Origin of the sequence: Clostridium sp. CCUG 7971 (assembly GCF_017590215.1) — a bacterium.
In the GTDB taxonomy this organism is placed as follows: Bacteria; Bacillota; Clostridia; order Peptostreptococcales; family Peptostreptococcaceae; genus Faecalimicrobium.
The window spans coordinates 1-15,632 of record NZ_JAFFPK010000084.1; the positions used below are offsets into that span (position 1 = coordinate 1).

A 15,632-nucleotide genomic window follows, 5' to 3' on the forward strand; every position below is an offset into this window, starting at 1 on the left:
AAAAACCTCTAACTAATCCAGCTAGAGGTTGTAAATACAAGTTTAAATAATTGTTTATATTTAACCTTTTTAGCCTCTCTGGACTACTTTCAAGGAGTTTTATTGTTAGTTTTAATTGCTTCATATCCTCTCTGGGATATTTTAAAGCTTTATCTTTGTATACAATTATCACATTTATTCCTTTTTGTGTCAACTATTCTTTCAATTATTCTTTATATTTTATAATAAATTTAATCAATATGTTGGCAACATGAGCAAAGTAAATTTTTTATTATTGCTATTTTAAAGTAACTGTCATGAAATAATCTTTCCCCATCTTCTTCTTAGCTTTTGTTTTTTCATAGCTTACATCTATTCCATATTTATCACATGCTATATCAAAATGTCTAAGAGCTATTCCCATACTTATCTTACTCATATTTTCAATAACCTTTTTCTGTCTTTCTTCATAAATATATAACTCATCTTGCTTATTATAAAACATCCATGGTTGGCAATTTTTTATAGAAGGTGATAGTCTTACTGCATTTAAAACTTTAATCCATTTTTTATCTAATTTTCTAGCTATATGTTTTATACGCTTTCTATCTATCTTTGAATCTTCCTCTATAGATTTAAACAATCTTTCATTTCTTTCAGGATATCCAAAAGCTATTATAGAAACTGGTTCTTCTAAGTTTTGATCTACGTTTTCTTCATCTTCTTCATAATCATTTGCTTCTTCTAATTCAATAAATTCTAATATGTCTTCTCTTTTCAATCTACATTCTAGCCAACAAGTAGCGATCCCCAAACTAGTTAACTTTAAAACTACGCTTTCCATAGCATACCCTATATTTTGTAAGTAATCATCTCCCTTGTTAGATGTTATAACAATATAGTGAGGTGCCTTTATGCTACATTTTCTCCCCATTAGAAAATTAATTAAATGTCCTCTTTCTACTACATGAGCTTTAATATTCAAATTTTTATTTAAATAATCAATATTGTTACATATATATTTTATTTCTTCTATTAAACCCTCTTTTACATTTATATTAGAATATTTTTTTGTAGTTTTTCTATAAAAAATAGCATCGTATATATCCATTATGTCCTCCTCATTACTATATATCTATAGTAATTCTTATTATTCCTTCAAATTTCATTAATATTTTACAAAATCATATATTATATTATAAATTCTTTTTAAGTTTTTGTATATTTCAATACTGTAATTTATTTAAAAATAAAAAAGACATAGATTAAATCTATGCCTAAATTTATATTTATAATTTATTTTTTATTTTCTTCCATATATCGTTTCCAGTCGCCATTTTTAACTTCCACTAATTTATCATCTTTATTATAATCTGCTGATGGATTATACTCATAGTAATATGCTTTTATAACCGTACCTTCTGCAATCTTTACATTTACAATTTTTCTATTATATTCATTTTCACTTTCTTGTCCTTTTTCATAGGCTTCTAGTTCATCAAGTTCTTTTAATACAGATTCAAAATCTTTAAATGTCATTAATTCTCCAGCAACTTCTCCATCTCCTGGTACTACTGCTGGATATCCTTTATTTTCTATATGGAACAAATCTCCATTTATTGTTCCTTTTATACTTTCTTCAACTTTACCATCTAAGTGAGTTTTATAATTGAACATATCACTTCTTAGACTCCCGTATACGAATACTCTTTCAACTTTTATATTGTCCATATACGATTTCCAATCACCATTTTCAACCTCTATTAGTTTATCATCTTTATTGTAATCTGCTGATGGGTTGTACTCATAGTAATACGCTTTTTCTATACTACCATCTTCAAGTTTTACATCTACAATCTTTCTATTATATTCATTTTCAGTTTCTTCACCTTCTACATAAGCTTCTAATTCATCTAAGTCTTTTAATATGGATTTGAAATCCTTAAATGTCATTAGCTCTCCTATTACTTCTCCATCTCCTGGTACTATAGCTGGATATCCTTTATTATCTAAGTGAAATAAATCTCCTTTAATTGTAGCTTTTTTATTTTCCTCAACTTTTCCATCTAAATAAACATCATAGTTAAACATGTCACTCCTTAAGCTTCCATAAACAAATACCTTATTTATATTTTCAACTTTTTCTTTAGGAGTACTACATCCAGTTAAAGTTAATATAAGTGCCGATAATAAAGAACCTAATAAAATTTTTTTCATTGTCTTTCCTCCAAATTTATTTTTATTTATATAAGTTTAGTTATTGTAAATATTTAGTATTTATATATATTCGTTTTGTTTTTCTAAGTATTAAGTTAAATATAACTAAACTTACCCTTTCTTAAAATAACAAATTATATTTTATATGTCAATATAATTAAAGTTTAAAATGATTTTTAATATATTTTATTTAGATTTTTAGTATCATTAATGCAAATATGTACTAAAATATAATTAAAAGAATTTTTTACCACATAATAGGAGGTCATAATATGAATTTTGAAAGAAATTTAGATGAATATGCTAAACTAGCAGTTAAAGTCGGTGTAAATATACAACCAAATCAAACATTGCTAGTTAGATCACCAATAGAATGTGCACCATTTGTAAGAAAAGTTACAGAACACGCTTATAAATGTGGAGCTAAAAATGTACATATCGAGTGGTCAGATGAAGAATGTACTTTAATCAAATATTTAAATGCGCCTGAAGAAACATTTAATGAGTTCCCAAAATGGACAGCTGAGCAATACGTAGATATAGCAAAAGAAGGAGGAGCATTTTTAACTATTTATGCTCAAAATCCTGACTTATTAAAAGATGTTAATCCTCAAAGAGTAGCAAACTTCCAAAAAGCTTCTGCTATGTCTTTAAAGGAATGGAGATCTTATACTTTATCTGACAAGTGTAAATGGAGTATAGTTTCTGTTCCAACACAACCTTGGGCTAAGAAAGTGTTCCCTGATTTAGATTCAAAAGAAGCTGTAGAAAAGTTATGGGATGCTATATTTAAGTGTTCAAGAGTCGATGGGCAAGATGCTGTTGAAGCTTGGGCTAAGCACAATGCAGATTTAAAACTAAGAATGAATTTCTTAAATGACAAAAACTTTAAAACTTTAAAATATAAATCTTCTAAAACTGATCTTACTTTAGATTTACCTGAAGGTCATATATGGTTAAGTGGGTCTTCTGAGGACCCAACTGGTGTAGAATTTAATGCTAATATGCCAACTGAAGAAGTTTTCTCTATGCCTCATAAATTTAAAGTAAATGGAGTTGTTCATAGCACTAAACCACTAGTTTATGGTGGGAATGTTATAGATAATTTCGCTTTAACTTTCAAAGATGGTAAGATAGTAGACTTTACTGCAGAGAAGGGTGAAGAAACGTTAGGAAAACTTATAGACATAGATGAAGGTTCTCATTATTTAGGAGAGGTTGCATTAGTTCCATTTAAATCACCTATATCAGATACTAATATAGTATTTTACAATACTTTATATGATGAAAATGCATCTTGCCACTTTGCGCTTGGTTCTGCATATAGAACTTGTATAAAAGGTGGAGATGAATTAAAAGATGATGAACTAGATAATTATGGTGTAAATAATAGTTTAACTCATGTTGACTTTATGATTGGATCATCAGATTTAGATATAATTGGTATAACTCATGATGGAGAAGAAGTTCAAGTATTCAAAGACGGAAATTGGGCTTTCTAATAAAAATTTTAATTATAAATAAAAAAAGTATCCACATATATGGATACTTTTTTTATTTGAATTTTTAATTCACACCGTATATTCAATATTTTACCAAAAAAAATATAAATTAATAGTCTTTTAATATTAGCATTTAAGCTCTACAATTAAATCATAAATAAGATTATAAAAACACCACTACATAAGAGGTTGAAGGTATAACTTTAAAATGAATTAATTTACTAATTTCATCCAAGTAAATACTTGGAGTTAATTAAATAAAGATTAAATATTGGAGGATTGTACTTATGGAATTAAAAATAACTTCTAAAAAAATTGAATTAACTGATGCTATAAAATCAAAGATAGAAAATACATTTATGAAGCTAGAAAAATATATAAATGATGACACAGATATTCACGTTAAAATTGATGTTAAGAAGAAAAATCAAAAGATTGAAGCAACAATATTCACTAAAAGTGGTACAATTCTTAGAGCTGAAGATTCAGAGGAAAATCTATATTCTGCAATAGATATAGTTTGTGATAAACTTTATAAACAAATTAGAAAGTTAAAAACTCAACTATCTAGAAAAAATAGAAAAAATGAAAGTATAAGATTTGATAATATAGAAGATCCTATAGCTTATGATATAGAAGAAGGAAATAATATAAAGAGAAGAAAGAAATTTACACTAGATAAACCAATGACAGCAGAAGACGCTATTGTACAAATGGATTTATTAGGTCACAACTTCTTTATTTTTAGAGACTTAGATACTGAAGATGTAAGCATAGTATATAAAAGACATGATGGTTATGGGCTAATCGAGCAATTCTAATTGCTTAATATATTAAAAAAGGTATTATCTATTAATGATTAATCTCATTTTAAGATAATACCTTTTTAATGTTGACGACAAATTTTTTTATATTAATTAACCTATATAGTATAGACTAATTTCTATCTAATAACTTTATACTTCTATTATATATAAATAATTGCATTTAGTAAATTTATTATTTCTTATAATTTACTTCTGTCCAGTCCATTTTTTCCATATATTCCTTTACTAAGTCGTGGCACATATCTGGATGTATAGTTTCTTTTGTAGATATAGTTATTGAAGACATAGATATAGCATACTTAACAGTATCTACTAAATCAATATTATTCATGTAACCACTAGCTATTCCAGCAACAAAAGAATCTCCAGCTCCTGTAACATTTACTACTTCTACATCGTTAGCTTTTATTTTTCCTTCTTCTTTTCCGTTATTATAATATATACCATCTTCATCTAGTGTTATAAACACATTTTTAATTCCCAAATCTATGAAATGTTGTCCAGCTTTTCTTAAATCTTCATCATTTTTTATCTTAAATCCACACATTATTTCCGCCTCATATCTATTTGGCTTTATTGTATGAAAATCTTTGATTAAATGTTTCACGTTTTTCGCTTTAGCAGCAGATACTGGGTCTAAAATAAAATTAGTATTATCTTTAAATGTCTTTATTATATACTCTACTATATCAGGTCTATCTGAATCTAGTATCATATACTCTGAATTTTTTATTATCTCTGATTTTGAATCTATAAAGTCTGTAGTAAACATATCTATTATCTTCATGTCTACTACGGCAGATACCATTTCTCCTTGCTCATCTAAAATGGCCATATAAGTTGGTGTGTTAGCATTTTTTACTATTAACGAATCACTCATATCGTAATTCATTACTTTAGAATGTTCCATCATTCTAGTTCCTGTTTCATCATCACCTAAAATAGATATGAATTTAGTATTAACTCCTACTCTTGCCATGCATTCAGCAATATTTCTACAAACACCACCAAAAGAAGTGCTTACTTTTCCAGGATTTGAGTCATTGCATCTATAATTTCTATCCGTAAATCCGCATATATCAAAAACTGATACTCCGAAAACTAATGAATAAGGCGCTACATTTTCAATCATTGTTGTTTACCCTCCCTAAAAATCACCTATCCATTTTATCATATAATTGCGAGGTTTTTCTACATATTTTGCATTTTATTATGAGTTATACAGATTTTTACAAAAAAATAAAGGGTATTTCCCCCTTATTTTTTATAAAAAATTCATTTTAGCTATCTCAACTGCTGATTTTGCATCCTTTGAATAGTAATCTGCGCCTAAATCTTTTGCGTATTCTTCTGTAAGGACAGCTCCTCCTACAAATACTTTTGTGTCTATCTCATTTTCTCTTAGCGCTTTAATTGTTTCTTTCATACTATTTACAGTAGTTGTCATTAATGCACTAAGACCTACAAGTTTTATATTTTGATTTTTCGCTTGATTAACAACTTCTTCTATGGGTACATCTTTCCCTAAATCAATAACTTCATATCCGTAATTCTCTAACATTATCTTCACTATATTTTTACCAATGTCATGAATATCACCTTTTACTGTAGCAACTATTATTTTACCCTTAGACATTGTATTATTACTTTCTTTTAGTAAGTTTTCTTTAATAACATTTAGTGATACTTTCACAGTTTCAGCAGATTGTATTAATTGAGGTAAGAATATTTCTCCACTATCATATTTTTTACCTACTATATCTAGTGCAGGTATTAAAATTTCATCTAAAATATAATTTTCATCATATTTTTCTAAAAGATTTAGTGTCATTGGCTTCGCTTCTTCTTTTAACCCTCTTTCAATTACTTTATCTAGTGTAATATCTGCATCAACAGTTTTTACCTCTTTTTTGCTATTATAACCATTATATTTTTCTATATAATTTGTACAACCTTTATCTATGTTTTTTATAACTTTATAAGAATTTATGACTTCCATGCTACTAGATTCATTAGGATTTATTATGGGTAAATCAAGTCCATAGTTTAACGCTAAAGTTAAATATAAATTATTTAGTGCTTTTCTATTTGGTAGACCAAATGAAATATTCGATACTCCTAATATAGTTTTAACACCAAGTTTTTCCTTAACCATTTTTATACATTCTAAAGTTACCATAGATTCATCTTGCCCCGCTGATACTGTTAAAGATAAACAATCTATAAATATATCATCTTTTTTTATTCCATAAGATATCGCCTTATCTACTATTTTTTTAGCTATTTCATATCTCTTCTTTGCTGTATTTGGAATTCCATCTTCATCTAATGTAAGTCCAACTACACATGCTCCATATTTTTTAACTATAGGAAGTATTGTGTCTAATGATTCATCTTTTCCGTTTACTGAATTTGCAATTGTTTTTCCATTATAATATCTTAATCCTTGCTCTAAGGCATCTATATTTGATGAGTCTATTTGTAGTGGAGTATCTATTATAGACTGTATTTCCTTTATAACTTTAGGCATCATTCTTTTTTCATCTATCTCTGGTAAACCTACATTAACATTTAAAATTTCAGCTCCACCATTAACTTGATCTAATGCTAGATTTATTATATAATCTAAACTTTCACTTTTAAAAGCTTCTTTTAAAAGTTTTTTACCTGTTGGGTTTATCCTCTCTCCTATAACTGTAGGAGATTGTATTTCTAAGTATTTAGAAGGTGAACAAACTACACTTTTAATTGTTTTATCAACATTAACCTTATGTAGAGAATCTAAGTTATCACATATTTTCTTTATAAATTTAGGATTTGTTCCACAACACCCTCCTATTATAGATGCTCCTACTTTTATAAATTTTTTAACTCCTTCAAAAAATTCATCTTCTTTGACATTATAAATAGCATTTCCATCTATTATATCTGGTAGCCCTGCATTTGCTTGAACTATAACTGGTAATGAAGTAATTTTTGCTATTTTTTCAACTATAGGTAATAATTGTTTAGGTCCCAAAGAACAATTTACTCCTATGGCGTCTACTCCTAACCCTTCAATAGTTGCAACCATACTTTCTGGCATACACCCTGTAAAGCTTCTTCCATTTCCATCAAATGTCATAGTTACAAATAAAGGAAGATTAGTATTTTCTTTTACTGCTAAAACTGCTGCTTTAGCTTCATATAAATCCATCATTGTTTCAATTATGATAAGATTTGCTCCTGATTTTTCTCCTTGAATTGCTTGTCGTTTAAATATTTCATAAGCTCTATCAAAACTCAAAGTACCCATAGGCTCTAACATTTCACCTATCGGTCCTATATCTAAAGCTACATATCTAGGCTTCGATTTGTCTACTTCTTCTATTGCTTTTTTTGCTACACAAATAGCGTTATCTACGACTTCTTCTACTGTGTATCCTAATTTATCTAACTTAATCTCATTTGCCCCGAATGTATTAGTTGTTAATACATTTGATCCAGATTTAAGATAATCTTTATGAATCCCTAAAAGTTTATCTGGATTTTTTAGTCCAAATACTTCTGGATTCTCACCTATTTTTAATCCTTTTTGCTGAAGCATTGTTCCCATTGCACCATCAAATATTAATATATTATTTTTTATATACTCTCTTATCTCCACAAACCTCATCCCCTTTTTTATATCTACAGCTATCGTAATTTTTACAATTCAAGCACGATTTATTTTCCACTTTAACTTTACTATTTGATATTCCAATTATAGCAATAACTGATTTTCTTGGTATCATAATTTTATTTTCTGTAATTGTTAGTCCTATTTCTTTAGATGAGTTTAAGAAATTTATAATTTCTATATTTGTATCAATAGATAAATCTCCATACCCTGGGCTATATCTATTTGTTATGTACTTTCCTTGATTTGATAATTTAAGCTTTAAATTTTCTTGTATTAAATCACAAAGCTCTTCTATAGCAGTAGTAGCACATGCGTCTAAAATTATGCTTTTTGTAAGCTCTGTATATGAATGTTTTCTTATCTCTTTCTCAATTTCCATACCTATTGTTGTTGCAATTATTATACATTCATCACAGTTTTTAAGTAGTATATATATATCTTTGCTTGAAAATTTTAAGCTGCTTCCCTTAACCTCTATCACATTATTTTCTTTTTTTCTTAATATAGGATAAACCCTCAACATATATCGAGGGTTTATCTTATCTTTAGTTAACTTTATACATTCATTAATAGTATTTTTAAGATTATCATTGATGTCCTGACCTTTGTACTCTAAATATCTTAAAACTTCACTTTTATTTATATTAATTAGATTAAAAAAGTCATTTCTCATACTAATTATTCTCCGTATATATTAAGAGAGAATCCTTTTTGTAGGGCTTCTCTAGCATATTCTTTAGCTCCGAATAGAGATAAGTCTTTGTAGTTTCCACATTCGACAGCAGTAGCAGCTGGCATTTTATCTGATTCTAATACCATTTCTAAAGCTTTTTCTAATCCTTCTTTCACAGTTTGTGGTTCAACCTCTCCCCACATTATTAAATAGAATCCTGTTCTACATCCCATTGGTGATAAATCTATTATATTATCTAGTGTTTCTCTTAGGTAAGTAGCTAATAAATGTTCTAATCCATGTATTGCGGCTGTACCGAAAGTGTCTGCATTAGGTTGTAAAAATCTTAAGTCAAACTTTGTTACCTTATCCCCTTTTGCTCCATCTAATACACAACATTTTCTTATATATGGTGATCTTACTTTTGTATGATCTAATTTAAAACTTTCTACTTTTTGCATTTTATTATCCTCCGATACTTATTTTTTTGTATGATAATATTATACTTCATAACAAGTATATATTAGCAATTTTTTATATAAAAATTATATTTCTCATTTTAGTTAAATTTTAATTAAATATGTTAAACACATCATATTTATATTGTATATAAAAAAACTAGCCTAAAAATCAAGATAGCCTTAATCTTTAAGCTAGTTTTATTTATTAATTTATTCTCTCAATATACTTACAACTTGATTCAATATAATCTAAAAATAGTAGTAATCTTTCATATATTGGATGAGATTTTTCGCCATATTTAAAATCTAAACTTTCCCCAATTTCTTTAACTGTTTTCTTACTATCAATTTGTAAAAACACATAGCTACTATATTCATCTAATGTAATTTTTTTATAAAGTGGAATATTTATTTTTAATTTTCTTACAAAATTTTGAATCCAGTGATTTTGTTTTTCAATTATATTTACTAGTCCATCTTTACTCACTTCATATTCAACAGTTTCAGAAATTTTAAATACTATTTTTAAATCATTTTCATTGTTATTCATCGCGCTTTACTTTAGAGGAAATAAGAGGTAGTGTTGAAAGAATAACTAAAGCAATTAGTAATAAAATAGCCATTGTGTTCCCTGCAGCAAATCCACTTGGTGAGCCTGCTTTTATAACCCCTGTTACTTGTAATATTATACCTATTAATCCAATTATAGAACCTCCTGCAACAAGACCAGAAGATAAACTTACACCATTTTCAACTTTAACTTCTTTTTCTCTATCACTTTTAGAAGTCTTTTCAATGAATACACGTATTAGTGCTCCAACTAAAATTATAGAAGTTGTTGAAATTGGTAAGTAGAAACCTATAGCAACAGTCATAATTGGTAATTCTAATAAGTATAAAACTATTGCCATAAACACACCAGCAATAATCATAACCCATGGTAATTTACCTGACATTATACCAGAAGTAAGTGTTGACATTAAATTTGCTTGCGGTAGAGCAAACTGTGGATTAACAGTATCTTTAAGTTGATCAGTAAGTATTAGGATTGTACCTATAGCAACTATAGCCCCTACAATACCAGCAATTGTAAAATAACGTTGTACTTCATTTTTATTACCACCTATAATAAAAGTCGCTTTCTGAGATTGACTATAACCACCAGCCATAGAAATAGCAACAACTATAAATGATCCAAATAAAAGTAATGATTTATTATCTGCTTGGCTTTTCCATCCCATAGAAACAAATATTAAAGTTACAATAACTAGAGATGCAATTGTCATACCAGATACTGGAAGATTTGATGTCCCTATTGTACCTGTTAATCTTCCTGCAACAATAACAAATAATAAAGATAGTACTAAAGAAGCAATAGCTCCAACAATTGCCATTAAAATATTACCAGAAATTAAAAATGCTGCAATAAATCCAATAACAATACCACCTAATAAAATTAAAATTTGCATAGATGAAGAATCTCCACCATCTTCAGATCCTGGTTTTGCTTTAAGTGTCTCACTAATAGATGCAATAATAGTTGGTATAAGTTTTACTGCTCCTATAATACCACCACAAAGCATCATACCTGCGCCTATATATTTTACATAGTTTCCTGCAATTCCATTAACATCTAACTGGCTAATTGAAATAGAAGGGTCATTCCATAATTTTGCACCTTCACCAGCCATATCCGTAAAATAACCAATTAAAGGTGTAATCCCAAAGTTTGATAATATAGATCCAGCAAACATTGTTAAAGATACTTCTAATCCTACAATAAATCCGATTCCTAAAAGAAGAGGATTTACTTCAACTTCAAATTTCCATTTATAAAATTTACTTCCAACAAAACTAATTAAATTATTAGTTATATTAAAAAATGAACTTGTTAAACCAGTTATTATACCACCTATTCCAAAACCAATACCCATATACTTGATTGATTCTCCTCCAGTATCTGAGGCAACAAGAGTCTCAGAAATAGCCATAGCTTCTGGATACATTAGTTTACCATGTTCTTCAACAATTAAATAGTTATGAACAAGAGATGCTGCACCAATACCAAATAAAACTCCACCAACACCAACAGCTATCCCCTGTATAAAAGTTATTTGACTACCTATTAAAATAACAGCTGGTAATACAAATATTGCACCACTTGCAAATGATTCTCCACCACTTGACATACTTTGAATTATATTTTTACCAAGTATTCCTTTTTTTCTAGCAAATACTCCCACAAATGCTGAACCTAAAATAGAGCCTGGAATACCGGCTGCAACTGTAAGACCTGCCTTCATACCAGAGTATGTTGTAGAAGCAGCAAAAACAGCAGCTAAAATAATACCTATAATAAGTACTGCCATATTTCCACCTGTTTTAGACTTATCTGTTACATATGGAACATAACCTTTTCCAGATACGCCTCCATATGCGTCTTTAGATAGTTTTTTATTCAACTAAATCCTCCCCCTTTTTATGTAGTTGGAAATATTATAGTATTTTTTCTAACTAATTACAATATAAATTACTATAATTTAACATTACTTAAGTTTTTATGTTCTTATAAGTCCGAATTAAATAAAAAAATTTATAATTTTTAAACGTATTTTATCAAATTATTCTAATTATTCATAATTATCTTTATACGTATAATATATTCAAATTAAAAATATCCTGTATATTTACTTATACAGGATATTTTTATATCAACTTTAATCTTATTTCAAAGATAGTACTTATACTATCACTTTTAACTTCAATACTGCCACCATGTAAATCGATTATATTTTTAGTAATTGCAAGTCCAAGTCCTGATCCACCATCATTTCTATTTCTAGATTTCTCTACCCTATAAAATCTATCAAATATATGAGGTAAATCTAAAGAAGGTATAGGCTCTCCATAGTTTATAATTTTAACTATAGCCATATTATCTTGCTTTCTTGTTTCTAAATCTATATATTCTCCATCATTACCATACTTCATCGCATTATTTATTAAATTTTCAAATGCTCTTACTAGCTTTGATGGATCTACATTTACTAATAATCTATCTTCTGAAAAATCAGTCCTTACTTTTACATTTTCTTTACTAAATTCATACTCAAATTGAGATACTATTTGTCCTAATAGCTCTACTAAGTTTATATCAATTTTATCTAATCGTATAGTATTATTTTGCATCTTTGTAAGTTCAAATAAGTCATTTATAAGTATATTTAAATTCTTAGACTTTTCATATGCAATAGTTGTATAATATCGAAGTTCAACTTCATCTTTATATTTATCCTCTTCTATCAGACCTAAATAGCCTATTATAGATGTTAAAGGCGTTCTTAAGTCATGAGATACATTAGTTATTAAATCTGTTTTAGTTTGTTGGGCTCGTCTTTCTTCTATCGTTATATTTCTTAACTGTGAAACTATGCTATTAATATTATTTGCTAGCTCTTCAATTTCATCTTTAGATTCAGTTTGTATAGTTTGATTTAAATCTCCATTAGCCATAATATTAGTTGTATTTATAATCTCACTTATACCATTAATCTTTTTCTTCATAAGTAATAAATATATAGGTATAACAATTAAAATAATTAATATTAAATATATTAAATTCCCTAAAAAATTATTTTTTATATACAAAAATATGTTAACTGAGCTAATGATAAACCTTGGTATTTTACTGTAATTATCTATATACATATTTATTAATTTAGAGTATATTACATAAATTGTGCCAACACCTATAAGGCCGCTAATTATAAAATATATTATAGGTTTAAAAGCATATTCAAATAAAATTCTTTTATTTTTCAATTTTATATCCCACTCCCCATACAGTATGTATTATTTTATTACCTGCATACCTTTCTATTTTTTCTCTTATCCTACTCATGTGTACCATTACTGTATTATTAGATTGGTAGTATTGCTCTTTCCATACCTTTTCAAAAATATCTTCTGTACTGAAAACTCTACCTCTATTACTGGCTAATAAATATAAAATATCAAATTCTCTAGATGTTAAAACTACCTCTATTTCTCCGATCATAACTTTATGCTTACTTTTATCTATACTTAGATTCTCTATTTCTATTATATTTTTATTAGGCTTTAATTTATTATTAAAATAATAAGCTCTTCTAAGTAAAGATTTTACTCTAACTGTAAGTTCTAAAGGATTAAAAGGCTTTGTCATATAATCATCTGCACCTGTCATTATTCCTTGTATTTTATCCATATCTTCAGATTTAGCACTTAACATTAATATAGGAATATCTAACTTTTCTCTTACTACTTTACAAACCCCTATTCCATCTATGCCTGGCATCATTATATCTAGTATCATTAATTGTATATCTTCTTTATCTAATATATTTAAAGCTTCTCTTCCGTTCTCAGATTTTATTACATCATATCCTTCGTTTAGCAAGTATATTTCTAAAAGGTTTCTAATTTCTTTTTCATCGTCTACTACAAGTACTTTATTTTTCAAAATTTATCATCCTTATCCATATAGTTTGTTTTTATGAAACCTATCTACAATATTTGATAAAGTTTCACATAGAACAATTATAGTATACTTTCTTCTTTTTTATTTAATTTTTTCTAGCTATATATTCTTCTAATGTTAAATTATTTATATGTATTTCTTTTGCTATATCTTTTCCTACATATCTTATATGCCATGGTTCATAAGACTTTCCCGTTACATCTTCTTTTCCTTTTGGGTACCTTATTATGAATCCAAACTTATGAGCATTTTCTGCTAACCATATAGCTTCCTTTGTACTTCCTACAAACCATCTATCTTCATTAGTTACATCTATGCATAATCCAGTTTGATGTTCACTCGTCCCAGGCTTAGCTACATATTCATTTGCCTTTTTTATTCCGTCTGAAATAACTTTCTTTGTATATATTTCTTTTTGAGATGTATAAGACCTATATGCAGATGTAGCCAAGAATTTTATACCTTCTTCTTTAGCTTGATTAAATAATTTTTCTACTGATTTTGATGCTATTTCTTCCATTTGCTTTTCTTCATCTGTTGAACTATCAATAAATGGTATATTTGGTATATCACTATTAATAGGTTTATAGTTTTTATCCAGTTTATTATCATTGTTTACTAATAATGTGTTTGTTATAATATTTGAGTTACTTTTATTTGATATTTTTTCTGGTGTTAATGTTTTTTCTGGTGTTAAAACTTTAAATAAAATAACTGTAACTGCTAAAATAACTATAATTGGTAATATAAACTTAATTTTTTTCATAATCTATCTTCTCCCTTTAACTTTGCTAATCCTAATTAGATTTAGTGATCGCGAATTTTCATAGGTTAATTTTAAAGTATAGATTTTAAGTAAATTATAAGTAATTCTTAAGAAATCTTAAGTTTATTAATTTTTAATGGAGGATATAAATATGACTATGCAAAAACTTCTTAGTAAAGCTCGTCAAGCTATACAGGATTTTGATATGATACAAGATAACGATAAAGTAGCAGTTGGGCTTTCAGGTGGAAAAGATAGCTTGACATTACTTCATATACTAAAAAACTACCAACGATTCTCTCCACAAAAATTTGAATTAATAGCTATAACCCTAAATCCTGGTGGAGTAGATAATTCTCCATTATACAAATTATGCGAAGAGTTAGATGTAGAGTTTCATGAAGTACAAACTGATATAAAAGAAATTGTATTTGACATAAGAAAAGAAAAAAATCCATGCTCATTATGTGCTAATTTAAGACGTGGTGCACTAAATGGCACAGCTAAAGAACTAGGATGCACTAAAGTTGCACTTGGACATCATAAAGATGATGCAATAGAAACATTTTTAATGTCAATGGTTTATGAAGGTAGAGTATCTTGTTTCTCTCCAAAGTCAACTATGGATAAACAAAATATAACTATAATAAGACCCATGATATATATAGAAGAATGGATGACTAAAAAAGCTACAAAAGAATATAACTATCCAGTTATTGAAAATCCTTGTCCAGCAGATGGACTTACAAAAAGACAAGATATAAAAGAACTTGTAACTAGATTAAATAAAGAAATACCTGGCGCTAAGAAAAATATATTTGGAGCTTTAAATAATTCTGATAAATTATTTATATGGGATAAAGATAAAATAAAATAGTATATAAAAAGCATGGATTATTTATCATCTTTTATATACTACCTAGTTTTTAGACTATATTTATAATATCTTCGACCTTATCCATTTTTTCATCATAAATTTTTGGCCTTTTTATACTATACCATTCATATGTTTTTTGCAAACCTTCAT

Annotated in this window: 14 protein-coding genes; 3 read left to right on the forward strand and 11 right to left on the reverse strand. The window is 27.5% G+C overall.

All coding sequences use genetic code 11. The features are described from left to right. Nucleotides 1–277 precede the first annotated feature (277 nt). Both JWF52_RS11715 and JWF52_RS11720 read right to left on the reverse strand, forming a co-directional pair. A complete protein-coding gene (locus JWF52_RS11715; RefSeq protein WP_208333746.1) occupies nt 278–1,090 on the reverse strand; it encodes a nitroreductase family protein in 813 nt (270 codons plus the stop codon). 185 nt (nt 1,091–1,275) lie between these two features. Then, nucleotides 1,276–2,196: a gamma-glutamylcyclotransferase family protein gene (locus tag JWF52_RS11720; RefSeq protein ID WP_208333747.1), complete on the reverse strand. Its 921-nt coding sequence runs from the start codon at nt 2,194–2,196 to the stop codon at nt 1,276–1,278. Nucleotides 2,197–2,468: 272 nt separating this feature from the next. Between JWF52_RS11720 and JWF52_RS11725 the strand changes: the two genes are divergently transcribed. Further along, the gene (locus tag JWF52_RS11725; protein WP_208333748.1) at nt 2,469–3,698 is read left to right on the forward strand and encodes an aminopeptidase; all 1,230 of its coding nucleotides are present in this window, start codon (nt 2,469–2,471) and stop codon (nt 3,696–3,698) included. 287 nt (nt 3,699–3,985) lie between these two features. Then, on the forward strand, nt 3,986–4,519 hold the full coding sequence (gene hpf / locus JWF52_RS11730) for a ribosome hibernation-promoting factor, HPF/YfiA family (RefSeq protein ID WP_208333749.1): 534 nt from the start codon (nt 3,986–3,988) through the stop codon (nt 4,517–4,519). Nucleotides 4,520–4,697: 178 nt separating this feature from the next. Here the strand turns inward: hpf and JWF52_RS11735 are convergent, their stop codons facing one another. The 9 genes from JWF52_RS11735 to JWF52_RS11775 all read right to left on the reverse strand — a co-directional run bounded on the left by JWF52_RS11735 (nt 4,698) and on the right by JWF52_RS11775 (nt 14,605). Next, the gene (locus JWF52_RS11735; RefSeq protein WP_208333750.1) at nt 4,698–5,657 is read right to left on the reverse strand and encodes a carbohydrate kinase family protein; all 960 of its coding nucleotides are present in this window, start codon (nt 5,655–5,657) and stop codon (nt 4,698–4,700) included. 132 nt (nt 5,658–5,789) lie between these two features. Then, a complete protein-coding gene (locus JWF52_RS11740; protein WP_208333751.1) occupies nt 5,790–8,171 on the reverse strand; it encodes a homocysteine S-methyltransferase family protein in 2,382 nt (793 codons plus the stop codon). Continuing rightward, a complete protein-coding gene (locus JWF52_RS11745) occupies nt 8,143–8,859 on the reverse strand; it encodes a vitamin B12 dependent-methionine synthase activation domain-containing protein (protein ID WP_208333752.1) in 717 nt (238 codons plus the stop codon). The genes JWF52_RS11740 and JWF52_RS11745 overlap by 29 nt, the downstream gene beginning before the upstream one ends. A 5-nt stretch (nt 8,860–8,864) precedes the next feature. Next, nucleotides 8,865–9,320: an S-ribosylhomocysteine lyase gene (locus JWF52_RS11750; RefSeq protein WP_208333753.1), complete on the reverse strand. Its 456-nt coding sequence runs from the start codon at nt 9,318–9,320 to the stop codon at nt 8,865–8,867. Between the two features lie 205 nt (nt 9,321–9,525). Beyond that, nucleotides 9,526–9,870, reverse strand: coding sequence for a PqqD family peptide modification chaperone (locus JWF52_RS11755; RefSeq protein WP_208333754.1), 345 nt, complete (start codon nt 9,868–9,870; stop codon nt 9,526–9,528). Next, on the reverse strand, nt 9,863–11,782 hold the full coding sequence (locus JWF52_RS11760; protein ID WP_208333755.1) for an OPT family oligopeptide transporter: 1,920 nt from the start codon (nt 11,780–11,782) through the stop codon (nt 9,863–9,865). Before JWF52_RS11760 ends, JWF52_RS11755 begins: the two co-directional genes overlap by 8 nt. A gap of 244 nt (nt 11,783–12,026) precedes the next feature. Continuing rightward, complete coding sequence (locus JWF52_RS11765) at nt 12,027–12,884, reverse strand: HAMP domain-containing sensor histidine kinase (RefSeq protein ID WP_353654926.1); 858 nt, start codon at nt 12,882–12,884, stop codon at nt 12,027–12,029. A 247-nt stretch (nt 12,885–13,131) separates the two neighbouring features. Next, nucleotides 13,132–13,821 carry a response regulator transcription factor gene (locus JWF52_RS11770; protein WP_208333757.1) on the reverse strand — a complete coding sequence of 230 codons (690 nt, stop codon included), beginning with the start codon at nt 13,819–13,821 and terminating at the stop codon, nt 13,132–13,134. A 103-nt stretch (nt 13,822–13,924) separates the two neighbouring features. Continuing rightward, complete coding sequence (locus tag JWF52_RS11775) at nt 13,925–14,605, reverse strand: M15 family metallopeptidase (protein ID WP_208333758.1); 681 nt, start codon at nt 14,603–14,605, stop codon at nt 13,925–13,927. A 157-nt stretch (nt 14,606–14,762) separates the two neighbouring features. Between JWF52_RS11775 and JWF52_RS11780 the strand changes: the two genes are divergently transcribed. Further along, the gene (locus tag JWF52_RS11780; RefSeq protein ID WP_208333759.1) at nt 14,763–15,482 is read left to right on the forward strand and encodes a tRNA 2-thiocytidine biosynthesis TtcA family protein; all 720 of its coding nucleotides are present in this window, start codon (nt 14,763–14,765) and stop codon (nt 15,480–15,482) included. Nucleotides 15,483–15,632 lie beyond the last annotated feature (150 nt).